This window comes from Bacteroides sp. AF32-8BH (genome assembly GCF_003435205.1).
GTDB classification, from domain to species: domain Bacteria; phylum Bacteroidota; class Bacteroidia; order Bacteroidales; family Bacteroidaceae; genus Bacteroides; species Bacteroides ovatus.
This window is the reverse complement of record NZ_QVLZ01000001.1, coordinates 98,894-122,967: the sequence shown is the minus strand read 5'-3', so window position 1 is coordinate 122,967 and position 24,074 is coordinate 98,894. Positions and strand designations below refer to the sequence as shown.

Annotated in this window: 16 protein-coding genes; 1 reads left to right on the top strand and 15 read right to left on the bottom strand. The window is 43.6% G+C overall.

Annotation, left to right across the window (positions count from 1 at the left end; translation table 11 throughout):
- Window positions 1-8 precede the first annotated feature (8 nt).
- The 4 genes from DWZ47_RS00440 to DWZ47_RS00425 are packed head-to-tail and all read right to left on the bottom strand — an operon-like array spanning window position 9 to window position 3,792.
- Window positions 9-1,280 (bottom strand): DUF4350 domain-containing protein, encoded by a 1,272-nt coding sequence (locus tag DWZ47_RS00440; protein WP_004326237.1) that lies wholly within the window; start codon window positions 1,278-1,280, stop codon window positions 9-11.
- Window positions 1,277-1,894: a DUF4129 domain-containing protein gene (locus DWZ47_RS00435; protein WP_117512094.1), complete on the bottom strand. Its 618-nt coding sequence runs from the start codon at window positions 1,892-1,894 to the stop codon at window positions 1,277-1,279. Before DWZ47_RS00435 ends, DWZ47_RS00440 begins: the two co-directional genes overlap by 4 nt.
- Window positions 1,895-1,910: 16 nt before the next feature.
- The gene (locus DWZ47_RS00430) at window positions 1,911-2,849 is read right to left on the bottom strand and encodes a hypothetical protein (protein ID WP_117512093.1); all 939 of its coding nucleotides are present in this window, start codon (window positions 2,847-2,849) and stop codon (window positions 1,911-1,913) included.
- On the bottom strand, window positions 2,830-3,792 hold the full coding sequence (locus DWZ47_RS00425; protein ID WP_004306579.1) for a stage II sporulation protein M: 963 nt from the start codon (window positions 3,790-3,792) through the stop codon (window positions 2,830-2,832). The genes DWZ47_RS00430 and DWZ47_RS00425 overlap by 20 nt, the downstream gene beginning before the upstream one ends.
- Window positions 3,793-3,893: 101 nt before the next feature.
- On the opposite strand from DWZ47_RS00425, the gene DWZ47_RS00420 reads away from it, so the two are divergent.
- Window positions 3,894-4,619: an RDD family protein gene (locus tag DWZ47_RS00420; RefSeq protein ID WP_117512092.1), complete on the top strand. Its 726-nt coding sequence runs from the start codon at window positions 3,894-3,896 to the stop codon at window positions 4,617-4,619.
- 214 nt (window positions 4,620-4,833) lie between these two features.
- On the opposite strand, the gene DWZ47_RS00415 is transcribed toward DWZ47_RS00420, so the two are convergent.
- From DWZ47_RS00415 to DWZ47_RS00365, 11 genes are all read right to left on the bottom strand, one after another.
- The gene (locus DWZ47_RS00415; RefSeq protein WP_004306577.1) at window positions 4,834-5,169 is read right to left on the bottom strand and encodes a hypothetical protein; all 336 of its coding nucleotides are present in this window, start codon (window positions 5,167-5,169) and stop codon (window positions 4,834-4,836) included.
- Window positions 5,170-5,208: 39 nt separating this feature from the next.
- Window positions 5,209-5,523, bottom strand: coding sequence for a thioredoxin (gene trxA / locus DWZ47_RS00410; RefSeq protein ID WP_004306576.1), 315 nt, complete (start codon window positions 5,521-5,523; stop codon window positions 5,209-5,211).
- Window positions 5,524-5,753: 230 nt separating this feature from the next.
- Window positions 5,754-8,255 (bottom strand): hypothetical protein, encoded by a 2,502-nt coding sequence (locus DWZ47_RS00405; RefSeq protein ID WP_117512091.1) that lies wholly within the window; start codon window positions 8,253-8,255, stop codon window positions 5,754-5,756.
- Window positions 8,256-8,286: 31 nt separating this feature from the next.
- Window positions 8,287-9,825 carry a polysaccharide deacetylase family protein gene (locus DWZ47_RS00400; protein ID WP_158570377.1) on the bottom strand — a complete coding sequence of 513 codons (1,539 nt, stop codon included), beginning with the start codon at window positions 9,823-9,825 and terminating at the stop codon, window positions 8,287-8,289.
- 147 nt (window positions 9,826-9,972) lie between these two features.
- A complete protein-coding gene (locus DWZ47_RS00395; protein WP_117512089.1) occupies window positions 9,973-12,321 on the bottom strand; it encodes a beta-galactosidase in 2,349 nt (782 codons plus the stop codon).
- A 26-nt stretch (window positions 12,322-12,347) separates the two neighbouring features.
- Window positions 12,348-13,019, bottom strand: coding sequence for an SGNH/GDSL hydrolase family protein (locus DWZ47_RS00390; protein ID WP_117512088.1), 672 nt, complete (start codon window positions 13,017-13,019; stop codon window positions 12,348-12,350).
- Between the two features lie 24 nt (window positions 13,020-13,043).
- Window positions 13,044-14,555, bottom strand: a complete 1,512-nt coding sequence (locus DWZ47_RS00385; protein ID WP_032845802.1) for a RagB/SusD family nutrient uptake outer membrane protein — start codon at window positions 14,553-14,555, stop codon at window positions 13,044-13,046.
- A 12-nt stretch (window positions 14,556-14,567) separates the two neighbouring features.
- Entirely contained in the window at window positions 14,568-17,660 is a 3,093-nt protein-coding gene (locus DWZ47_RS00380) for a SusC/RagA family TonB-linked outer membrane protein (RefSeq protein WP_032845800.1), read from the bottom strand.
- A 13-nt stretch (window positions 17,661-17,673) separates the two neighbouring features.
- Window positions 17,674-19,044 (bottom strand): hypothetical protein, encoded by a 1,371-nt coding sequence (locus DWZ47_RS00375; protein ID WP_117512087.1) that lies wholly within the window; start codon window positions 19,042-19,044, stop codon window positions 17,674-17,676.
- Window positions 19,045-19,056: 12 nt separating this feature from the next.
- Window positions 19,057-20,673, bottom strand: a complete 1,617-nt coding sequence (locus DWZ47_RS00370) for an arabinogalactan endo-beta-1,4-galactanase (protein WP_117512086.1) — start codon at window positions 20,671-20,673, stop codon at window positions 19,057-19,059.
- 75 nt (window positions 20,674-20,748) lie between these two features.
- Window positions 20,749-24,030, bottom strand: coding sequence for a DUF5107 domain-containing protein (locus tag DWZ47_RS00365; protein WP_117512085.1), 3,282 nt, complete (start codon window positions 24,028-24,030; stop codon window positions 20,749-20,751).
- Window positions 24,031-24,074 lie beyond the last annotated feature (44 nt).

Genomic DNA, 24,074 nt, shown 5'->3' with positions numbered 1-24,074 from the left:
TTTCTTCTTTAGATATGATTGATTATTTCATTCATTTTATCGATATATACCTTCATCTGCTCCGCATCAATAACACGTCCTCCGTAAATCACGGGTCTGACTTCGCGGATAAATTTAGCAATCTCTCCGGCATCCATTCCGGTTTTTCGGGCAATCCGATGGAAAGAGCGTTCATCGTCGGCCACTTCTTCAATATCCACTTGAATCTCTCTCCGAAGTTCTTCGGCTAAATAGGAAAACTTCTTGCGAACTAAATCCGCATGGTCTTTCTTCTGAAAGTAAAGCGTGCCTATCAGTTCGGTAAATTCAAGAGATTTATTGGCCGGCTCGTGAATAACAGGGATCACCCGTTGCCGCCTCTTCGCTGTGAATATCATAAAGAGTATGATGGTAATCATCGTAAGATACAAAGCCCAACGAAGCGGTTCATGTGCCAGAAAATAACGGAAAGGTGATTGCTGCACCTGTGCAGTTTCTTTCATGTACCCCTCCGTGCGAACGATAGGAAGCTTCCCCATCTGCGACAACAAACGGAAGATATAGGTTGCATTTTTGCCGTCCAACATTCCGTAATTGGTAAAAATCAAAGGAGTGGAAACTAAAATAACTTCTCCTTTCCCCCACCGACGGGACATCGCTACAGGCATATAAACAAGACTATCCGTTGTCAACGAGTCCACCTCTGTTTCATACCGGAACTCATTCGACTCAAAAACTCTTTGTGCCAACACCCTTTCCGGAAGTGAATCTCCCCAAAAATAAGAGGAGCATAACTGGGGATAAAAATAGAAAGTCTGACGGGGATAAACCGTCGAATCTCCTATCCAATGCAAGCTATCTTTTTTCAAAAATGAAGTTGCATATTTCTTCAAAGCCATCGGACTGAAGTAAGAATAGTAAGACCTGAACTGCAAGGTATCTTCCAAATATCTGCCGAACAAGGTACTCACCAACATGATCTTATCTCCGCGTTCCGCCATTTTCAACAGAGCGTTTACATCGACGTCCGACAATCGCAAATTATCAGAGATAACCAATATACCTTTGCGTTGCGTCGTATCTTCCTGCTCCAATTGATAGAGACTCTTCCTCGAAAAAGTGTACCCCTGTGGCAAAGAAGAAGACAACACACTATCGAACACTGCACATCCGAAAGGTTGCTCGTCATGATGTCCGAAAGTGGGCTTCCACACAAAATTCTTCGGCAAATGATATTCTATTGCAAACATGATGAATAGAAAAGCGACAATAAAGACAATGAACCAGCGACTTCCTTTCATGAAACGCCTCCTTTCCCTATTTCTTCCTGCAAGGCCTGCATTACCCGGAAGAGTTCTTCCGTTGCCTCAAAGTTGCCATAACGTACCCGCAGGAAATGATTGGTCAGTTGCCTGAAAGCCGGTAGCCGGACTTCATTGATATACTGGGTAGGCGTTTTATAAAGTTGCCAGTCAATACGTTCAGCGTCACTAAGTTGTTTCAAAGTTTGCAGATAGAGCAAACGTACTGCTTCCCGGTAATTCTGACGGGAAAGCGCTTCCGCAATCCCTCCCGGAAAATCTACTCCGTAAATGGTGTCTTCTTCAACTGTATAAGGCAACGCATTTTTATGCGAGACCATAAACAATTCCGGACGTTTCCGATAGACGAACCAAACAATCAGCAACAAAAGAAGGATGGCAATACATACCAGGATAAGCCCTGAATACTCTTCAGCAAAATGGCTGCCGAATATTTTGCGCAACAACTCCCCAAACTGTCGGCTGATCCACTCAAAGACATTCATCTCCGGAGTAATCAGTTCACGGTTATAATTGTATGCCGGATCAGACTGCCAGAGGGCAATCTGCGCCGTATCACAGACTAGTGTATCAGCCGGGGAAGTGAGATTCATCTAGTGGAGATTTGGTTTAGAGTTTATCAAAATTGTCAATATCACTTTCTACCGTTATGCTGTCCACCACTTCCGATGCATGACCATACTGATAAACCAGACCGACGATACCGAATATAGCCGATAAGTAAGAGCCATACAACATCAGGATAGAGAACAAATATTGCGCAAAGTTCAGTCCGACTGATGAAGAGGTTGCACCTCCGTCACTCATCGTAAAGATCATTTTTACAATATAGATCACATACCAGGGTATAGAAACGATTCCTTGTAACACACTGGCAATAATCCCCATCACAATTAAAATTAGAAAGACGCCTCCCCAAGTAGCAAATCCCAACCGGAATGTTTTTGCAAATGCCTCACCCAACGAAATGTCTTCAAATAAGTAGATGGGAGCCATTAATGCCAAAGGAACCATAAACGCGAATAAAAGCGGGATGGTCAGAATGAGTGTGAAAGGTGTCAATACAGCCAACAAGACAACAATGACCACAGCAAAGATGAATAAGAAGCTGCAGGCAATCCCCATCAAAAACAGTCTTTTTATATTACGGAGCAACAACGATTTAATATCGCCGAATACAACCCCGTTCAGGCGTTCTTCCCGTTCATTATACAATCGTACCATCGCATAAATCAAGGAAGTCATCAACAAAGCTCCCAAACATGAAAAAAAGATAACTCCTGCATAATTCAGTGCAAATGAAGGTCCCAGAGCAGCTAAAGGATTATCACTTATTCCTCCGGACGCCTGCATGGCAGTAAGATCTGTCATACTTCCCATTAAACCGCTAAAGTTTGCAGCTTGAATTAAGCATATAGGAAGTATCAGATAAGTTGAATACTTAAACAATTGTTTCCAATTCTCTTTTATAAAATCAAAAGAAGCGTTCAACTTCTCACCGAAAGGACGTTTCACGTACATCGCAATCTTAGGTTTCTGTGATTCCATGTTTTTTTCTATTTGGTAAATAAATATAGTAGAATATAATAAATGCCAGAGAAGTGAATATCACGCCAAGCCTCAACACATCGGGAAGCTCTGTGTGCCGGGTAAGAAAACCTTCTATAAAGCCTGCCATAATGAATACCGGAACAGTGCCAATCACTATTTTCAAGCCTCGCTTCGCTCCTCTTCTGAAAGATTCCAGTCGGGAATAGGTGCCGGGGAACAACCAGCCGTTGCCCAAAGCCAATCCGGCGGCACCGGCCACGATAATCGCCCAGATTTCAAGCGTTCCGTGCAACCAGATGGCAAGACTGGATTCCCACAACAAATCGTGTTGATAAAAGAATGTTTGAAAAGCTCCTACCATGATACCATTGGAGAGAAGCATATACCCTGTTCCAAAACTAGTCAGCAATCCCATTGCAAAGCAGTTGAAAGAAACCATCACGTTATTAAGTGTAATGCCCAAGAACATCGGTACTTCGGAAGAACCATTATATACGGCCATCGGCTCCCCATTGGCAATATTGTCGAGTGTCATATCCACATAACCGTTTCCCAATATCAGCCGGACAAAATCCGGGTCATTCGCTGCTGATAATACGCCGATTAATGCGCTGGCAACAAAAATCAAAAAGGAGGTCAACAATTCGCGACGTGCATCGTGCATGGTTCGTGGCACTTCCTGTGTCCAAAAGGTAATAATCCGTGTCCACTTCTCGCGTTTATTACGGTAGATTTCGTTGTGCAACGCTGAAGCCAGATTATTCAGATAAATAGTAATACGGGAAGTTGGGAAATGTGTTTGGGCAAATGCCAAGTCAGCCGTCAAGTCCGTATATGCATCGGCAAGTTGGTCGGGGGACAGGCTTGCCGCCCGCTCCACAACTTTCTCTGTCTCCTTCCATTTTTCAATGTTCCGACGAATAAACGTTACTTCTTTCATGCTTTTCAATCGATTTCAGATAAGTTTTGTCCGAAACCGGAAGCAAAAATAAGAGAATTATGATATATTTGCAACGGAATCCTAAAAATGTTTAACCTGAAATGGCAGAATCTACGATAATAACCGGACAATTCGTTCGTATCAGTCAAACGCCCGCCAGTATCGGCGAACGATTGATGGCTTTAATCATTGATTATTTTCTGATCGGGCTTTACATTTTGTCCACTATTACGCTCTTGTCTAAATTAAGTTTACCGTCAGGATTCAGTTTGTTCTTTTTTCTATGCGTCGTTTATTTACCGATTCTCGGCTATTCTTTTCTTTGTGAGATGTTCAATCACGGACAGAGCTTTGGGAAGAAACTTATCAATATCCGTGTCGTAAAAGTAGACGGTTCTACTCCAAGCATCGGCTCTTATCTGTTACGATGGCTTCTTTTCCCAATTGATGGTCCCATCACAAGTGGCCTTGGGCTTCTAGTCGTTTTATTGAATAAGAACAATCAACGATTAGGGGATCTAGCTGCCGGCACTATGGTGATTAAAGAGAAAAACTATCGTAAGATACATGTTAGCCTGGATGAATTCGATTATCTGACCCAAAATTATCATCCGGTATATCCGCAGTCGGCTGATTTATCTCTCGAACAAGTGAATGTAATTACCCGGACTTTGGAATCCAGCGAGAAAGACCGGGCAAGACGTATCACGGCGCTTGCCAAAAAAGTACAGGAATTGCTTTCCGTTATTCCTCGTGACGGTAATCAGGAAAAATTTCTTCAGACTGTACTTCGCGATTATCAATATTATGCATTGGAAGAAATATAACCAGAATACGCCGTTTCAGACTATTCAGGCAAGGGATTATTCTCACCGTAGTGAGAATTAATTCTCATTGTAATGAGTATTTTTTCTCAATGCAGTGAGAACATTTTCTCATAGGCATAAGAATGTTTGAGAAAAAAGCAACGCACAAAAAAGGGGCATACTCACAGAGCACACCCCTTATCTTAATTTTATCTACAATGAGACCGGACGTCGTTTAGTCCACCTGTCCCAGAGAGTTTCCGTATTCCATTTCTCCCTGAACCACAAAGAGGACTTCTTCAGGATCGTATTCCCCTATTTCATCCTTTTTGGCTTCTTTTACAATGTAAGCCACAACCTCTTCCAAATCGATGTTAACATAGCCGTCTTCATCGGGTTGAGCGTCAAGAATACCACTTTCAGAGTAATACTCGTCGATTAAATCGAGAAAATAATACAATTCATCGTCCGAGAACTTCTCTTTCAGTTCTTGAGGCAGATAGTTTTTGATAAACTCGATGGTCTTTTCGTCATCGGCATCTGCTAATAAAAAATCGTCTTCCAGTCCCATTTTTTTAAGTATTAAGTGATAAGTATTAAGTATTATCGACTATAAAAGCTTCTTCACCTTTTCTGCGAATACCGGTTTGCCAACTGCACCTACCTGTTTGTCTACTATTTCACCGTTCTTGAAAAACAATACAGTAGGAATATTACGGATACCATATTCAGCAGCCATATCACCATTTTCGTCTACATCGCACTTACCGATGATTACTTGTCCTTCAAACTCCGCAGCCAATTCTTCAATGATAGGAGCCACCATCTTACAAGGGCCACACCAAGGAGCCCAAAAATCTACAACAACCGGTTTTCCTTCTGCAAGAACCTCTTTATAGTTGCTGTCTGTAATTTCTAAAGCCATTTTTTTAAGTATTAATTATTAAATGTTATTTCGTTAGCTTATTCTCGCCACAAATATAATCAATTTATCCTATTGTGATAGACTTTAATTGGAAGTTTTATAATAATCATTGAGAATCATCCATTTACTGGAAAAGTCTAATTTCACCCCTAAAAATGAACCTTAAATAATTAACTATTATGGTAAATATGAAGCAATGACAAGCATATCATTCAGATATCAGTCAACTATCACTGAAATAATAAATCAATCCTTTCTACAACAACTCCCTTATTCTTCTGATTTCCGATATTGTACAATTCCTCTCGAAGTGAAACTTGAACAAAGTCGATAATCTTCCAATCCAACGCAATACCATTATTCTCTTGTGCAGAAGCCGGATACCAATAAGGATTCACTCCCGGCCAATCCTGCGGTAACATAGCCGCCTTAGTCGGTACAAGGTCGGATACCGGAATCAGGATATCCGATGCGTCAGCTTTCAAATTAAACGCAGCACCATATCCTCTTCCCTCTTTATCTACAAAATTGCAAATGGCTTTATCAGTATTGTTCAATCCATAAGCGCGAATACGAATATATGCAGGAGCCGTCTTACTTTTACTCCGACAAGTTATCCGATCACCTATATAATGGGAAAAAGTCACATCACAAGGAGCTATATAATCTTCCTTTTTCTCCAAATCAGGAACAGAAAGCTGAAAGGCAGGCAGCAATTCCGGTCCTGATACTACCGAGCTAAATTGTGATTCGGGGCTCCTAAACGTGCGTGTACGACGGATATGCTTCCAATTGTCCTGTGGTCCTAAAAGAGACAAAGGAGTTGTTTCGTTTATCAGACGCATGGCGTAAGTAGCTTGTTCATAATAGTCCCACCGTTCGGGAGTGCAATACGTCTTTTCCGGAAACAAGATTGTATCATCTCCCGTATCTATGCCGAAATGATACTCATAATCCCCCTTAGCAAGCCAGCTTATATCGGCTTTCGCCGTATAGAAGAAGCCGTCTTCCGCCGTCATCGGTATGCGCTTGCATCCCCAAGGTTTCAGCATCAGATAAACATCTACCTGTTGAGGACGTTTGGGGCCGAACACCTCACACCGGAATGTCACCTCTTTATCAGCAGTAAACTCCGACCATGTATGATTGGCTATTTTCCACTCTTTCATCGGAGTCTGATAGAAATCTTTGGCAGGAAGTTCTTCCCTGCTAACTATCTTTCCATCTGATAGCAGATATTTTCCGGGCAATACAACCATTTCAGTTTCCAGACCGGGAAGTTGTATTTGAATGTTCCGTTCATTGTACGCTGATTTTCTTGACACCCTGTGTTTATTCAGTATTTTATAAGGATCATCTATATCCATTATATCAGGGTAGATTTCCAGTTGCCAAGTATTATCATCCTGTTTGTCAAGAAAATAAATACCTGTTCCCGAATAACGGACTACCGGAGAAGAACCAACCCCAGCAATATGCTTCAATGCTGCCAGATTTTTGGGACGGGTAAACGTAGTATTTGAATAATAGAACATATCTCCGGAGTTCAATTCACTCAACTGTTCATCGTAACTCACCCGGAAATCGTCGAAAGTTCTGTTATCCGGATAATACCCGAAGTGTTTGCCACGCGGGATACGACGCATCACTTCAGCGGCAATCATACTGCTTACTGCCTTTGAAGGAGTAAAGACCATATTGAAAAAATGAGTCTGCCAACCTAAATTCATCGGGGCTGTACGCAGCATATCATAAGAAAAGATGGCAGCAAACTGGATACCGCCTCTACGGAACTCACGCGCCATAGCCGGGAACATAAAACCGGAAGCCATATCCGTTGCGTCAAATTCATAAACGATTTTTGCTTTTCCGCGTAAATCAGGATGAAGCATCTGCTCGTAACGGTCTACGAACAACAAGCCGTTTCCTTCAATGGAATAATTGTTATTCAACGCACTCGGATACCAAGCATGAGTAGAACCTTGTATATCCGATTTCCGAATAGCAGGAGCCACACGGAAGTCTTGGCTGACATTATAGAAAGTCAACTTCTTACAACCGGTACTCCGGATTGCCTTGCACATCCGGTTGATATAACGCACCATACCTGGAATGTCTTCCGGAAATTGGGTAGGTTCGTTGATTAGCTCGACAAACAATATGTTCGGCTCATCCTTCAAGCAGCGACCAGTGTAAGGATTACGATGATTGAGCAGTTGCTTCATGTAATTTTCCTGTGCACGAATAGCTTCCTCGTCGTGTATAAGTGTATTTTTAGGATAACATTTGGCCAGACCGGTATTTGTTGTATCACTCATTTCCGGCCATTGTGAATTATAGGTCACGATAGGGCTAAGCAACATATAAATATCCCGTTTATCCGCTTCGGCAATCAGATAGTCCAACAGATGCAAATGTTCATTCTCCAGCAAATTTCCCTCACGATCCGTATTCTGATAGTCTCCCCAAAAGCAGAGACGTAATCCGTCCCAATTCATTCGCTTAAAATGTTCCAGGTCTTCCACAATCATTTGCTTTCGATCGCCGCCCACATAATCTGCTGCACGAAAATCGCAAGCAGAAGGCAGGCAATAATTGGCACCGAACAAAGCTACTTCCTTACGGTTTTCCGTCCAACGTATCACGCCTTGTTTGTCCATATAGACCTTCTCGGCACAATATCCCATTGTGCCGAGAAGAGTTATTAATAATGTAAATAAGCTTTTCCTCATGATATTTATGATTATGATACTAATTTCAGGGCTACAAACCCATTACAAATTGTTCTCCCCAATGCATTAACAGATTATGACCAGCGTTATTAAGATGAGCATTGTCATCTTTCCCTTGAAAATAGCGTGACCGGAAAACCAGGTCATTGGGATTGATACCACTAGTATATGCGGCATTTAAAACTTTGACGTCATTTTTACGGCACATTTCCTCTATGATGTTTATTGTCGCCGGAAATCCTTCATACGCTACATTCCAGGGAGTGACCCAACCAATTTTGGCACCGGAATACTTCCTTTTCAACCCTTTCAGCAGTTCATCCAAACGTTGGCGCAACACTTTTTGCCGGTCAATATCTCCGTTTACCAAATATGCATCATTATGACCGGCAATGATGAGTATATAGTCAGCGTTTTCCGGAATAATACTATATCGCTTATATAATGGTGCGCCATATATACTGTCACGCTCGAATGCGATACTGTTGCCGTTTTGTCCGAGATTCTGATACTTCATGCCATGCTTCGTTGCCAGTTTATAATGCCAAGTCTCTGAAACCGGACAACCATGGTTATACACATAACTATCTCCAATAACACACATCGTTTTTCCTTCAAGCGTTTTTTCCTTCATATAACTCACTGCAACCGGTGATCCATAAGGATTGATGTCAATAGTAAGATAATCCCCCCGATATGATACTTGAAGGTTTTTGCCGTCCTGAACAGCTTTCATGCATCGATTCTTTTCCATTCCGGCAATCTTCAAGGTAAGTGGCATACGGAATATTTTGCTGTCAAGACTCAAGGCGGGAGTAATTATAAGGGTATTATTACACCAACGGGTTGTCAGAGTGACGGCATTCCGTTCTTTCACATAAGCTTGTATGTTCGAGAAAGTATCAACCCATACCGAGTCTTTCTTGAAAGCAAGTTCACGGAAGAAATTCCATAGAACCCACGGTTCATCCCACTGGTCCCATGCTGTATAAATCCCGTGAGTCATGGTCACACCCCACCGCCTGTCATTAATAAGTTGACGTAACCAAGTATCTATTGATGCCGCAGTACAGCCTGAATTCCGTTGTCCGAGTCCGAACTGTTCAAGGCGTGCCCCTACTTTTCCTTCCTCGCATACAGCTCTCACCTGAGGTGTCGTTGCATTGAAAGGGTAAAGAATGCTTGTGGGTTTTACTCCCGTCTCGGCCTTAATAATGGAATCATTCTTTCTAATTTCCACTAAAAGAGTACGCCTGTCTATAGCTGTCAAGTTTGGATGACTCCAAGAATGGTTACATATCTCGTGACCGTCAGCCACCATGCGCCTACATTCTTCCCAAGTGAGTCGAGGGGCAAAATGGTCATCAATATCCCCCATAAATTTGCCATTTATCCCGAACGTGCCCCGAAGTGCATACCGATTCAAATGGGGAGCTACTAAAGTATAATGCTCTTGGATACCATCGTCAAAAGTAAGGCTCACTGCGGCTTGACGATCACCCAAAAAATCAGCAACACTTACTGTTTGTGATTTGACAGAAAGAGACAAAAAAAGAAAAAAGATTGTCATGCAGAAAAACTGCTTATTTCTTGTTACCAAGTACTCCGTTCTACAATCTGGCATATCGCTGCACATTTTTTTGATTTTCATGATTAGATACGAATCAGTAGTTGAAAGTTCGGTTTCGATTTACATTCAACTACTGATTCACGTGAACTATTTATTTATCTCCACTTGATATTGAGGAATAATCTCCACGTTCTTAATTTCAAGCACCTGGTTATTTCCCTTAAAATCAGGAATAGCAGACTGGGGCAAATCTTGCAGACAGGTAGCATCCGAACGTAAAGGACGGAAGTAGAACGACATAGCTTCTTTGTTCATCATCTCTTTATGGCGGTTAAGACCAATCATCCATGGTTGGGCATGCCAGAATTCATCCTGTACCATTTTTCCACCGAGGAAGGCCATTGCCACATCACCCGTGTAATCTATCTTCATGAAGTATTCATTCACTTGCGGGGTATGAACGGTATCACTGAAAGCTACGGTAATACGACGAGTGGTTATCTTCTCTACACGACATTCGTGGCTGACAGGCTGAACCTGCACTGTTTGTGATTGCCATCCTTTTGCCGAAGGGTACAAGATATAATCAAAGGCGTTATTTCCAAGTTGTTGCAGGGTGATACCTTCTGCCGTCGGTAATACGGTAGCTGTCGTTATCAATAGTTGCCCATCCACCTTGATGGCATTGAGTGCCTGTTCATGATTCAGTGTCGTAATTTTTATTTTCTTACCGTTGCGGGGTGTGACAGTAATAGTACTTTTCAGACCGCTTGTGACGGCGTATTTAGCCTTACCTTTGACGGTGCGGGCATCAAAACAATACTCCGGTTTCATACCTTCCGGGGCGAAGAAAATATAATGGTCGATACCGTTATCATTGATTTTCATCAGAGGTTGTGCTGTAGCATAACGGAGTCTGGCACTTCCGAGCATCAAGTTGAATGGCAGAATCATGCTTTCATCTTTCGGCAATGTAAAAGTTCCCTGTTCAGGTATGCACAGTGTTTCATTCCGAAGATTCAATTGCAGTTGCAGACCGTCCATATCATGCCGCAATGTATCATGGTCCTGAAAGTTTATCATGAAAATGAATCCGCTGTCATCTTTCATCCGGGCAGCATAACGCAGATCATCACGATTTTCGGGTGTCATCTTTTCCCAACCTTCCGGTAATACGGTTTCCATGGGAGCAAGATTACTGCCGAAATCGGCAAGAAACGAATGGATGGTGCGCAGGTAACGATAAGACGGATGTTCCAGTCCGAATTCGCCAAGAGGAGCCTGGAAATCATAGGAGATTTTGGGCATCCCCATCGGTTCGTCCTGATAACTTCCTATATTATCCTGACGTAGTGGAGTGCTTCCTCCGTGATACATATAATATCCGATGCCGTTGCTTCCGCTACCGAGCGTACGAATCATCAACGCCTGTGCTGCACGTGCCGTAACGATAGGTCTGCGTCGATAAATCATCTGTATTCCTGCACCCATTTCCGCACAGAACGAGGGGAATCGTTCCGCATCATAACGCACCGGAGCATAATCAGGCACACGGTGTATATCTTTGAACATACAGAAAGGCGACATTCTCGGTTCTTCCCAAAAAGGATAGGTGTAGGCGGATGTCACAGGAATTGCTTCATTGTCAATAACAGCTGCGTTTCCCCAGCCGGTGGCTGTATAGAACGGAGTGATAATACCTTCTTCCTGTGCCATTCTTTTAAGGGTACGCATGTGTTCCTCCCCAAGTTCGGCCGTAGTGACTTTCTTATCCATTACACTTACGCCAATCATAGCATAGTCAATGTCATAACTTGCCACAGTAAAATCCAACGGTTCACCGGGATAATTCACTCCCCAAGGAGATGCAGAATGCTGCATCTCATTTTCCAACTGGCAACCGATGATCGGACCGCCATCCTTATAATACAATCCTTGCAGTTGCCGGCCTATCTCTCCATAAAGTCTTTTTACATAAGAGAGGTATAGAGGCTGATTGCTGCGTACATCCACCGGACGGGCGAAAAGCCAGTCGGGTATGGAGCCGTTACGTATTTCACCGTGACAGAAAGGGCCGATACGTACGATGACCGGCATGTCATGTTTCTTGCAAAGTTCTATAAAATGGCGTAAGTCTTTATTGCCGCTCCAGCAGAACTTGCCTTCCTCTTCCTCATGTAATCCCCAGAAAATATAGGTTGGCAATACATTCACCCCACCGGCTTTCATCTTTACAATCTCCTGTTCCCACTGTGCACGGGGATAACGGGTAAAGTGGAACTCTCCCATAACAGGTATCACAGGCTTTCCGTCGATAGACATATAATAGCTGTTTACGGAAATATTTCCACCCGACGGGTTACTGCCCCCCATCTTGAGGTGTCCCGTATATATAGTCTTCTCTTTCGCCGGAGCGGAAAGCTCATAAATCTGCTGTGCATGAAAAGTGGTTGCATATAGAGCAAACGCTAAAGCTGCATAAATTTTCTTCTTCATAATATGTGTTTTTAATGATGTAACTCTTATTTAATCAGAGTCAATACTTGATTCGCAATTGTTTCCATTCCTTTTACAGTAGGATGCCCGCTTTCTTTCTCGATTCCTTGCAGTTGTACGTATTTTATTCCGTAATGTTCGCAAACAACCTTGGTCGATTCCACAATCTCCGTTTTCAAGTCATCACTGATGATAAAGTAAAGCGTCACATTGGGATAATGCTCTTGAGCCAACTCTATCAATTTAGCCAATGCAGGACGATAGGTATACAGATCGGCACGCTTGAAATCTCCATATTTGTACTCACCGATAGGAGTGTTTGCCCAATTGTCATTGATTCCACCGAAGATGAGGATGATATCAGGATTCCCCAAACGGGGAACCCTTGTAATAAATGAACGGTCGGCATAGTCCTCGTCATTATATCCCGAATAGGATACAGTAGCCCCGCTATAGGAGTCGTTTGCTCCCAACTTGAAACCGGCTTTCTTGATGACCTGCCACCACGTCTGTTTCACATTCACTACCCCTGTCTTAGACCAATCGGTAGTTGTGTAATATGTTTTATTGGTGTCCGGAATATACTTTTCAAAGGTAGAATATGAATCGCCCAAGACCGCAACAGTCGGTTTGATACTTTGCGCTACCGCATTTACCGTAAACAGGCAGGCAAGGATATATAAGAATATATATTTCATGGTTTATCTACTTACTACTATTTACTATCTATCATAATCATTTTGCTTGATAGCCCCTTTGGACTCATCAATGAAACTCTGCGGAATCCAGAAACGGTTGTGTCCTTCGTGTACATTGAAGTAGCCGCGTCCTTCGGATTTATTAATGGCATCAATGCGGTTATTGGCATATTCCACATACTTTCCAAAGCGAATCAAATCTTGACGGCGAAGCCCTTCGAGATAGAACTCATGACCGCGTTCCAGAAGGATGGTTTCATTGAAGGCTTCACCGGAAGCTGTTTGAGCGTCATCCAGTTCCGACAATCCGGCACGCTTGCGTACACGGTTTACCAAACCAATGGCTTCCGTTGTAGGACTGCCCTCATTACGGTTGATACACTCGGCAAGTGTCAACAGCACATCAGCGTAGCGATAGATAACCACGTCAATGCCGCTTTGCCCGTCTTTCATATCCGGATCCATACCGTATTTCAAGGGTAGCGCACCCTTTGCCAACTGACTGCTATTTGAGCGGTCTATCTTTTCTCCATTTTTATTCGTATAAGCAGTAACTACGTTCTTCAGACGCAAGTCTCCTTCTTCAAATGTGCCATAAAAATCCCAAGGCATTACATAGCCACCCCAACCGGTAGCCTTTTCAGCCCAAGGATAATCGGCGGGAAGCACTTCGGCAGTCATGTAGTTGGAGTACCAACTGGCAGTATTATTGCAAGCCAGTTGCAGAATCACCTCATTGTTGCCTATTCCCTCTTTGGAGAAGATATAGTTATAATCAGGTTGCAGGCTGTACACACGTCCTTCCATCTCCAACAATTCACGGGCTAAAATTTCCGCTTTATCGAAGTAGCCTTTTATCATGTAATATTTCAACAGAATCATACGTGCCGCCCCTTTCGTCATACGTCCGCGTGCCTCCGCCACTTCGGGTAAATCACGAATTGCATCCCGCAAGTCCGCTTCCATCATTGCGTCATATTCTTCTTCCGTCAGACGGGGAAGATAGACAAAAGTCTGCGGGTCGTCCAACACCTCATCCGAAGCCACCGGCACAGGACCGAACATATCATAAAGGTAAAGCCCCATCCATCCGCGCAAAGCCTTCGCTTCACCCGAATAAAGCGCTTTTGCGTCTTCACTCACCGGAGAGTTTTCAATACGACGAATGGTATTACGTGCTTTCGAAAGAAAATTATAACGCTCGAAATTTGAGTAAGCATGATTCTGAATACTGCCTCCCACAGTAGCATACCACTGTTGGAAATAAAGTTCATCTGACTCCCACGCCCAGCAACACCAAAGCACATCAGTCGTCATATCACCTATTACTTGATATCCCATATAATCCGCTGAATAAACAGCTTTGAAATCACCGGGGTTAAAATCATAGTAGAGCGAATTTACCGCCAGTTTCAAGTCAGTCTCCGTCTTAAAGAAGTTTTCCGGAGAGATTTCGGTATAGTCCAAACGTTCCAGTTCACAGGAAGTCATCGATAACAGCATCAAGGCTGTTGCTATATATTTCATTGTTTTCATACCCAGTATATATTAGAATTTCACATCCAGACCAATAGCAAATGAAGACTGATTCGGATAAGCTCCGATACCGTTTCCGGTTTCAGGATCCATTCCCTTATATGGAGTAAATACGGCCAGATTGCGCCCTGCGGCATACAGTCTGACTGAACGAATCTTATTCTTGAACCATTGGGCAGGGAAAGTATAACCGATTGACACATTATCCAAACGCAGATACCAAGCCTTTTCGAGGAAAAAGTCACTCTTCTTGGGGTCAACGCCCGAAGAAGCCTCCGCCACACCCGGTAATGTACCCATAGGATTGGCAGGCGACCAGCGGTTCTTTACCTCATCCAAGACATTGACGCCATACGTAATGTCTTCAATTCCATAAATGGACTGCAACTTGATGTCGTTCACCTTCCATCCGTTCAGAGAACCGTACAGGTAAATGTTGGCATCCCAGTTTTTCCAGCGGAAAGTATTGTTAATACTGAAAGGAATCGGAGTACTATTTGCCAATACCACCATGTCGGCTTCATCAAGCACGCCATCCCCTCCCGTTGTCCGGATATAACGTCCTTCACTATCCCGCATCTTTTCGCCCTTCTCATCCAGTTGGTAACCGTTCAAATCCTGATACAGAATAGCTCCGGCACCAGATTTCTGGAGATGGTTGTAAATCCGATCCATCTGAATCAGGCCATTCGTCCTGTATCCGTAGATGTTGTCCCATCTTTCCACATAGTCCTGATAGACAGCAGGAATGAAGTCCGGATCACGTTTCGTTGTGTGATTGCGGTAATAGGAGAAATTGATGTCAGTAGTCCAGCCAAAGTTCTTATTGTCGAAATTTACACTGTGGATACCGATATCTATACCACGGGCACGGTAAACTGTCGCCGAATTGTAATCTATCGTCTTCACTTCCTGATAGGACATCAAATTTTTCTCCAGAATGACATCCTTACGCAGACGTTGGTAGAGGTCGACAGACCCGGACAAACGGTTGTTGAAGAAACCGAAATCAATACCGAAGTTATAGTCGGTCAGTGTCTCCCATTTCAATTTATCATTGCCCAGTTTGGAGATAGCCATACCGTTTACCAAGCTTCCGTTAGGTGCAAATGCGCCTTGTGAAACTTTATAATAGGTATTGATACCGGTGAGGTTGCCCGCATTACCGGTTTGCCCCACACCTGCGCGGAGTTTCAGGTTGCTCAACCAACCGATATTCTTCAGCCAGTTTTCTTCATTCATACGCCAGGCTGCCGATACTCCCGGGAAAGCGCCCCATTGATGCTCCTTTGAGAAGTTGGACGAACCGTCTACGCGGAGATTCACAGTCAAGATATATTTGGATGCCAGCGAATAATTCAAACGTGCAAGGAATGAAGCCATTTCACTAGCTCCCTTATATGAGCTGATAGTCGGTTTTTCCTGCTCACTTGTCCCGATATTGTTCATCAAAGAGCCGTCGTATGGGAATTGTGAAGCGACGATACCCATCCCTTCCCAAGACGACTTCTTATATTCAAAACCAGCCATCAGGTTCACGTCATGTATTTCATTGAACACTTTCGTGTAATTGGCAATCACATTGAACAGGTTCATTTGCGATTTCGCATTTTGCTTGGAAGCCTGACCGTCCACACTATATCCCTTTTTGGTCGTGGTGGGAATGTATTGGTCGGCCTGCACATCTTTCATATCGAAACCGACAGTAGCTTTTATCAGCAAATCTTTGATTGGTCGGAATTCCAGATAACCACTGACAAAAAGGTCGCGGCTCACTGTCTGGTCGGTAATATCCAATAACGAAACCGGATTCGGGTAGACATCACGAATCGGATTTACGGAATATTTACCCTCTTCATCACGCACCGGTACGGTAGGAATAAATGTCATAGCCGAGTATATCAACGCTGAATTATCATTTCGGGCATCACCCAACGGTACATCGTGATACTTTATCTGTGAGAAAGTGGAATTAATACCGGCTTTCAACATACGGTTGATAGTCTGGTCAACATTCAAACGTCCGGTAATACGGTTCATCGAATTATTTTTGGCAATTCCCTGGTGGTCATAATAACTCAATGAGAACAAGTATTTAGTGGCGTCCGTACCGGCAGAAACCGAAAGATTATGTTCATTAACGACGCCTACACGGGTTACTTCATCCATCCAGTCTGTTCCGTCGCCTACGAAATTAGCAATCTGCCCATCAGTATATTTCTTTTCATCCCCACGTCCCAGTTCATCAAACACTTTATTCTGTTCAATCATAAAATCACGCGCATTCAGGAAATCCGGCGCATCCTTAATATACTGGAAAGCAACCGAACCGGAATAAGAGATGTCGGGCTTACCTGTTTTTCCTCGTTTGGTAGTAATCAGAATCACACCGCCCGAAGCATCCGAACCGTAAATAGCCGCCGCGGAAGCATCTTTCAGAATATCAATTGTCTCGATATCATTAGGATTGAGATTAATCAGAGCATTGTCTTTCTCGCCACCACTATATGCTGTTCCTGCTGTCACTGTTTTTGTTGACAACTGCGGCACACCGTCAATTACAATCAACGGACTTTGTCCCGAAAGCCCACCACGAATAGAGATATTCATCGAACCGCCCGGATTGGCACTGTTTTGTGTGATATTCATTCCTGACGAACGTCCACGCAACATGGAACCTACTGAAGCTGATGCAGCCGTTGGCAATTCATCGGCTTTTACGGAAGCCACCGCACCGGAGATACTGCTCTTTTTAGTCGTACCATAGCCGACTACTACAATCTCATCCAATGTTTTAGTGTCTTCTTTCAGTATAAACTCCATCGGTGTAGCGGACGCTTTCTTCTCTTGAGAAATGTAACCGATATACGAAACGGTAATCGTTGCTCCCGAGGGTACGTCAGACAGGCTGAACTTACCGTCCAAATCGGTAATGGAGCCATTGGTAGTACCTTTCACGACTACACTCGCACCAATAATAGCTTCACCAGCCGGGTCTTTCACCAGTCCCTTCACTTGGATATTTTGTGCCATCAGTGAAGTAGCCAACAACAGGAAGGTAAAAAAGAATCCTGTCCTCGCACATATTGAATATATTGTTTTCATAGTTGTTCTCTTTTTATTCTGTTACTTTCTTGATTGTAGCCCAAAGAATAGCTGTATCGAAGGTGATTTGCACTGCACCGTCATAGTCGCTTGCATAGCTTGCCACACTGCCACCTGCGCTTGTAGTATCTTCCCACCAGCCGCATCCGGTCGCATCGCCCCAATAGCGGAGAACATATCCCCAGTCGGACACACGGGCTGCATAGTATTGGCGCGTACTTGAATAACTGCCGATTTGGTGCAAGGTAGAGGTATAACGATATCCATTGCGCGCCATCTCTGTAGCAGGCGTACCCCAATCGGCAAAATCACTGAAGCCACAGCCGGACACGGTGAGCGATCCTGTATAGGTTGTCGCTGAAGGTTCCAGTTTCCACATGCTATAAGTATGTGCCTGCAAATCAATCCAAACACCATAATAGCCTGACTCAGCCACCGTAACAGGTACCACATAACCATTATTATTCATCAGTTTTGAATTAACGTAAGGACTTACACCGAAAAGGTCACCGTCCATCGTTTTCTCAGCCGTAAAATAGATTTGGAAGTTCGCCTTGTCAGCATAAATTTTTCCTTCATATTGGTATTCTCCCTTGCGGGTCATCGGTGCATAGTAGCCGTCAAGGTAGTCGTCAGCTTTCTCCGAAGCATTAACCACCCACATTACAGGGTAATCTTCAAATGGTTCTTCCTTCTCTGCCAACATAACAACAACCGTAGTAATGACAACAGTTTCATTGCCTCCGGCATCCGTTATAGTCAAAGTGACAGGAAATTCTCCCGTAGTAAAATCAATAGTACGTTTCAATTCTCCATTACGCCCGGTTACTTTTACCGTCTCATCTATTTGCATACTGGGGATTTGAAGACGAATATCTTTCAACTCGCGATCATCGGTGAACTTCACATTCAGACTCCAACTTCCTTTATTTGCGGCTGCATCGAAATCTACTGCTATCCGCGACGGAAGTTGGGTTTGCATAATCGGACTCTCCATATCAGCGACATAAGTCAGCAGCACATTTTTCTTGCTTTCCCGACCGTCTACGTCACGGATAGTAATCAATAAATATTCTTCAAAACTAGCGTCTTTCGGTACAATGAGTTGATAATCATAATTAAAGACTTTAGGCTTCTGCCCGCCCAGTTCATATACTTTATGAATCCCCCATTGTTCACAACTTAATGTGACGCTTTCCAATCCTACATAATTAGATGCGGTTCCTGATACCAAAACGGTGTCACCGGGAAACGTCTCTATCTCATCACTCATTACATAAAGACCGGGAGCCACATCTTCCTTATCATCATCGCAACCGACAACAAAATACATAAGTGCCAGCAACAAACTGATTTTTCCGAATCTACTTAAAATATTCTTCATGGTATCTTCCTTTTAGTTGTTATATTTGAATGCATCCAATACTTCCAATCTATTTCCTTCATAACCAAACAAGGTGGTATTGCTCACATAATTCTTGGCACCCAGTTCCCATCCCATGCCTTCCACTTCGATAAAGATAGGATCCCAATAAAGAAAACCAAGTATGCGACCGTCTTTCGCTTGTTTTATTTCTTTGATTTGCTCAAGTATGAAGTTTTTCTGTCCAAGCGGGGAAAAATCCAAATACGGCCCGTTGTCCGACAGTTGCCCCTGAGTTCCGTCAGGCAAAGTCTTGTCCCAACTATATCCAGTTTCCATAATTAAAATATCCTTATCAAATTTAGTTGTGATATAATCCGCCCATTCACGCATTTGTGCTGCCGTATTTTTCGTCCAGAAAGGATAATAAGAAGTACCGATTATATCATATTTCGTATTTCTTTTTTTCAGTTCACCATAATACCAGTTATACAAGTCTTTATCTCCGGCACCTGCCGAGTGAATAATGACCTTTGAATCCGGTGATACAGCTTTCACCGCATCATAACCTGTATTGAATAGTTCGGAAAGCTGCGCAAAATTGTCACAACTTCCATCCGGATATAACATGCCGGCTTGTACTTCATTACCCAACGAGACAAATTCAGGAGTCGTCCCCTGTGCTTTCATCTTATTCATGAAATCAAAGGTAAAATCGTAGAGTGCTTTTTTCAGTCCATCAAAGTCGAGCGCTTCCCATTCGTGCGGTTTGTTCTGCTCTTCTCCATTTGTCCAGTAATCACTATAATGGAAAGTCAACTGTATCTGCATACCGGCTTGTTTAGCTCTTTTTGCCAGCCGCAAAACATCTTCCGGTCCTGAAATACCTGCGGGCAAACGGTTGGAAGGAGAATAGTCCGGATTTCCCGGGTCATTGTACAGACGGAGACGGACAATGTTGAAACCATTATTCTTCAATATTTCGATGCAGTCTTTTTCTTCACCGTTTTCATAGAATTTGCCACCCATCTGCTCCACGTAAGTCAGTTGTGAGATATCACCGCCTTTCAACAGATTATACTCCTTCTCGGTTTTCTTCAAACGCAGCCCGTCAAAGCGGCTCCAGTTTGCTTCAGCCGATTCGCTATGGATTTCAATATCACATTTACCGCCTTCCACTTTTATCCCGCGCACATAGGAGCGAATCCAGGTAGAAGGAGATGCTTGTAATGAAGTCATTTTCTTAGTATCGGTGCCGGCTGCCACATAACAAGAGGCTTGTCCTCCGGTACTCTTATAATAAAATTCAAGGTCATAAATACCATCTTCCAAACCGTTGACAGTTTGACAGGTGGATACCGTATATGACGAAGTTGCTCCATAATGTAAAGCATAGTTGCCTTCACATCCCCCTTGCACCACTTTTGCGGCAGAATAGTCCCCGCTTACTGTCCAGCCTTTAGGAGAAGCTGTTTCGGCAGCGTCTTCTTCAAAACTTCCGTTAGGTACTTTCACCACTGTAACAGCAGGGTCGGGGTTAGCGACTGCTGCCGGATCATCCGAACATGCAGCCGTACTGCACATAACGGAAAAGCCAATTGCAATAAAGCCTGTAATTTTCATGATTAAACTGTTTTTAATATTTCTCATGTCATTGTTATTTAAGGTTTATGTAAAAAGGAGCTTGTGACGATGCTTAAAATTAAACATCGCCACTAAGTTGTCCTACCCTATCAGGCTTCTAAAAGCCTGAATCCCCTGATGATTAATATCCAATCTTTCTACCTCACTTAATAACCGGACGGATTTCTCCTTCTGGTTCAGTCCCCAATATCCTAATGCCATCATATATTTGCAGTGAATTACGTTCCTTATCGTCAAGTCATCCTCCCAAATCAACAAGTCGGGTAGCGACACTGCAAAATAATCCATTTTAATCTTGTCAAACAAGTGTTTTTCTCCATAAGAAGTCAATTTATGAAAGCGGCCGTTAGCCTCATCCATACGCCCGAGCTTCAATAATGCCAGACCTTGATAGAATATCTTATCGGGTTTCGCATCGTTGTAGTACATGGCGGCAGCCGGCTCGGTAGGTCCGATGATTGCCTGTTCCCAACATTCCGTAGCCTTGTCATGTTGTCCCAATCCTTCGTAAGCACAACCCAGGAAGTAATAAAAATCATTCTCCTGTGCACCATACAATTTGCCTTCACCAAGATGATGCGGATATTCCAGACATTCTTCCAATAATGATATTGCTTCTTTATTCTCACCGGCAGTTAATGCTTTCTTTGCCAATTCCACACGAGCCAGTTGATATTGGGCAGGCACTTTTCCTTCGCCACCCTCCCAGGGATGGAAGTTATGTGCATCCAATACCGTTTTCGCCTTTTCGTACTCTCCTGTCTGATTCAACAAGGTGATTTCTTCCAGTATCAGGTCATCACGCTGCTTAATAAGTTCAGGATATTGTTGCAGGAAAGCTAGGCGCTCTTTGTGCGAACGACGGACACGCTTGTAAAGTTGATCGAGTTCCATCAAGATACGTGCATCGGTTGTGTCAAGGCGGAAAGCACGTTCCATACATTCGATGGCTTTCGCTTCCTCATTTTTCTTGTTGAAGAATGCCAAAGCCAGGTTACGCCATACGGTCGGAAAGCTACCGTCCAGTCTTGCGGAAGTTTCCCATGCTTCCATAGCCAGGTCGTACTGGCGCTTGTCGTAATACAGATTACCCAAATAGTAAGGAGCTCTTGCATCGTCCGGATTCTGTACCATGGCACATTGCAAAGCAAGAATTGCTTCCAAACGGTTGGGAAAACAGTAATCGGGGCAAGCTTTGACTGCATCGGCAAATGCCTGTTTCACTCCGGAAAGTCCCCCCTGGTGCAGACACCAGCCCAGATAATAGTAAGTCATTGGTGTAACAATACCTTCGGCAATGGCTATATTCCATAAGGAAGCAGCTTCCTGCCAACAACCTGCGGCACAATAGTCAAGAGCTATTTCATCATAGTTGTGAGGTTCTCCACGCATCATCTCTTTCATGACAGACAATTCGTCGACTACGTTCGTTATCAGATACTTCTCATAACGACAGCCAAAGTTGAATTTATCAATAGCCAATGAGTCTTCAATCAGTTGCAGGGCTTCTTCGGTTCTGCCCATCCGGCGGAGAATAGCAGTTTTCAGAGCGCGGGCTTTATGATTATGCCAGTTGCGGATAAGCGAACGGTCTATTTCGTCTAAGGCATCTTCCAAACGACTTTGCATGGTAGAAATCTGCGCGCAGGCAAAGTATCCCGCATCCTGCCAGGCGGCATTCCAACAAGATTTATAGAAACGGTCGTAAGCCTCATTGTATCGTCTCTGGTATTTCAAGGCAAGACCGAGATTATAGATCGGTTCTCCGTCGTATGGATTCGGATTACGTTTCTGTAAGGTCTTTACGGCTGTAAGCAAGTATTGCTCCGCTTTATGGAAACGGCCTTTACGGATATACCATAGACCAAGCGCATTGTTATTACGCACATCAATCGGATCACGGCGCAATGCTTCTTCGTAGTATTCTACGGGATTGTATGTGGCGTGTCTGTACTGTTCCAAGTGTAAGCCGGTCAGATAAAGCTGTTCAGTAGTCTTTATTTCTTCCGGGAGCAGGGCTGCTTCAGCAGCGTCGGGAATAGGTTTCACTTCTTCCGGTTCTGCATGCCAATAAAGTAATTCCCTTCCGTTTGCCGTGATTTCAAGAATCAGTTTGTCGAGCTTCTCACCATTCACATTTACCGTTTCATCCAGCAATTCTTCCGGAGTGATAGTCACTTCCTTGCTATAATATATTTTCCCGTCTTCACCTTTCAAGACAACATTTACCGTTTGGCGCGAAGTAGCAAATATCTTGAAGCGAACGCTGTCCTCCCCTTCCGGTTCAATATTCATCAGCAAATCCCTGCTGGCATTCTTCACCACTCCCAATTCCCGGTAAGGCAGGAAATATTGAACGAAGCTCTTTTCTTCGTAAGGTTGGAGCCAGGTAAAGTCCGGTTGATTTTCGGTATAGACACCTGCCATCAGTTCAATGTACGGCCCGTCTTCGTCCGTCAGGTTGCGGTCCCATGCGCGGCCAAAGTCGCCGTTTCCCCACGTCCACTGTTTCTTGCCCGGAGAAATGTGGTGGTTCGCTACATGAAGCATGCCGGCACGAGTATCATTCTCATATCCACCCTCAAAGTTAAAGCGGGAGTTGACAGCCATATAGGAAGTAGGAACCTTGATATTCTTATAGTTCGAGATATCTACTCCGGCAGAATAATCCATCTTGTAGTAAGTACCCGTTGCGATGGGGAAACTGGATACGGCACGCTTTCCATGGTCGAAAACGGCATTGATATCGGGCGGGAATACGCTCTGATAGTAGTCGTTCACCGCTACGGCAGGGTTTGCCCACCACAGGAAGGTCTGCGGTACTTCAGTACGATTGTAAAGTACTCCCTTGATTTCAAGAAAAGCATGTCCCGAACGAAGCGTAAAACCTGCCATTCCTTTCTGATGAAACATACGTTCCATTTCATTCACCCATACCGTGACACTTCCGTCAGCATTTTCCTCAATAGTCGTATCTACAGGCATGTAGGTGCTGGGGCGGTGATGTTGAGGCCAGTTAAACTCAATGCCGCCTGAAATCCACGGTCCGGCAAGCCCTACCAAAGCAGGCTTTATCACATGATTATAATAAATGAAATGACGTTCTCTAATTTTATCGTATGCCATTTGTACACGTCCGCCCAGTTCGGGCAGAATCATGACCTTAATGTATTCGTTTTCGATAAAAATAGCATTGTATTCCTTATCCACTTTCTCATCGGACATCGATTCAATCACAGGATAAGGATAAACTACCCCGCTGCTGCCTTGATATACGCGTTTCTCCAAGAATATTGGATTCTTCTCCGGTTTGCCTACTTCATAAGTAGGTATAACCACCTTTTCTTTCCATGCTTTTACCATCGTATTATTGATTATAAATTTGTTTTTGTATTCGTTGACAAAGA

Coding starts and splice junctions, on each gene's coding strand:
- DWZ47_RS00400 (WP_158570377.1), bottom strand. CDS start 9,825: ATGACAATCTTTTTTCTTTTTTTGTCTCTTTCTGTCAAATCACAAACA.
- DWZ47_RS00405 (WP_117512091.1), bottom strand. CDS start 8,255: ATGAGGAAAAGCTTATTTACATTATTAATAACTCTTCTCGGCACAATG.
- DWZ47_RS00415 (WP_004306577.1), bottom strand. CDS start 5,169: ATGGGACTGGAAGACGATTTTTTATTAGCAGATGCCGATGACGAAAAG.
- DWZ47_RS00430 (WP_117512093.1), bottom strand. CDS start 2,849: ATGGAATCACAGAAACCTAAGATTGCGATGTACGTGAAACGTCCTTTC.
- trxA (WP_004306576.1), bottom strand. CDS start 5,523: ATGGCTTTAGAAATTACAGACAGCAACTATAAAGAGGTTCTTGCAGAA.
- DWZ47_RS00395 (WP_117512089.1), bottom strand. CDS start 12,321: ATGAAGAAGAAAATTTATGCAGCTTTAGCGTTTGCTCTATATGCAACC.
- DWZ47_RS00380 (WP_032845800.1), bottom strand. CDS start 17,660: ATGAAAACAATATATTCAATATGTGCGAGGACAGGATTCTTTTTTACC.
- DWZ47_RS00420 (WP_117512092.1), top strand. CDS start 3,894: ATGGCAGAATCTACGATAATAACCGGACAATTCGTTCGTATCAGTCAA.
- DWZ47_RS00425 (WP_004306579.1), bottom strand. CDS start 3,792: ATGAAAGAAGTAACGTTTATTCGTCGGAACATTGAAAAATGGAAGGAG.
- DWZ47_RS00385 (WP_032845802.1), bottom strand. CDS start 14,555: ATGAAAACAATGAAATATATAGCAACAGCCTTGATGCTGTTATCGATG.
- DWZ47_RS00435 (WP_117512094.1), bottom strand. CDS start 1,894: ATGAATCTCACTTCCCCGGCTGATACACTAGTCTGTGATACGGCGCAG.
- DWZ47_RS00365 (WP_117512085.1), bottom strand. CDS start 24,030: ATGGTAAAAGCATGGAAAGAAAAGGTGGTTATACCTACTTATGAAGTA.
- DWZ47_RS00440 (WP_004326237.1), bottom strand. CDS start 1,280: ATGAAAGGAAGTCGCTGGTTCATTGTCTTTATTGTCGCTTTTCTATTC.
- DWZ47_RS00390 (WP_117512088.1), bottom strand. CDS start 13,019: ATGAAATATATATTCTTATATATCCTTGCCTGCCTGTTTACGGTAAAT.
- DWZ47_RS00375 (WP_117512087.1), bottom strand. CDS start 19,044: ATGAAGAATATTTTAAGTAGATTCGGAAAAATCAGTTTGTTGCTGGCA.
- DWZ47_RS00370 (WP_117512086.1), bottom strand. CDS start 20,673: ATGAGAAATATTAAAAACAGTTTAATCATGAAAATTACAGGCTTTATT.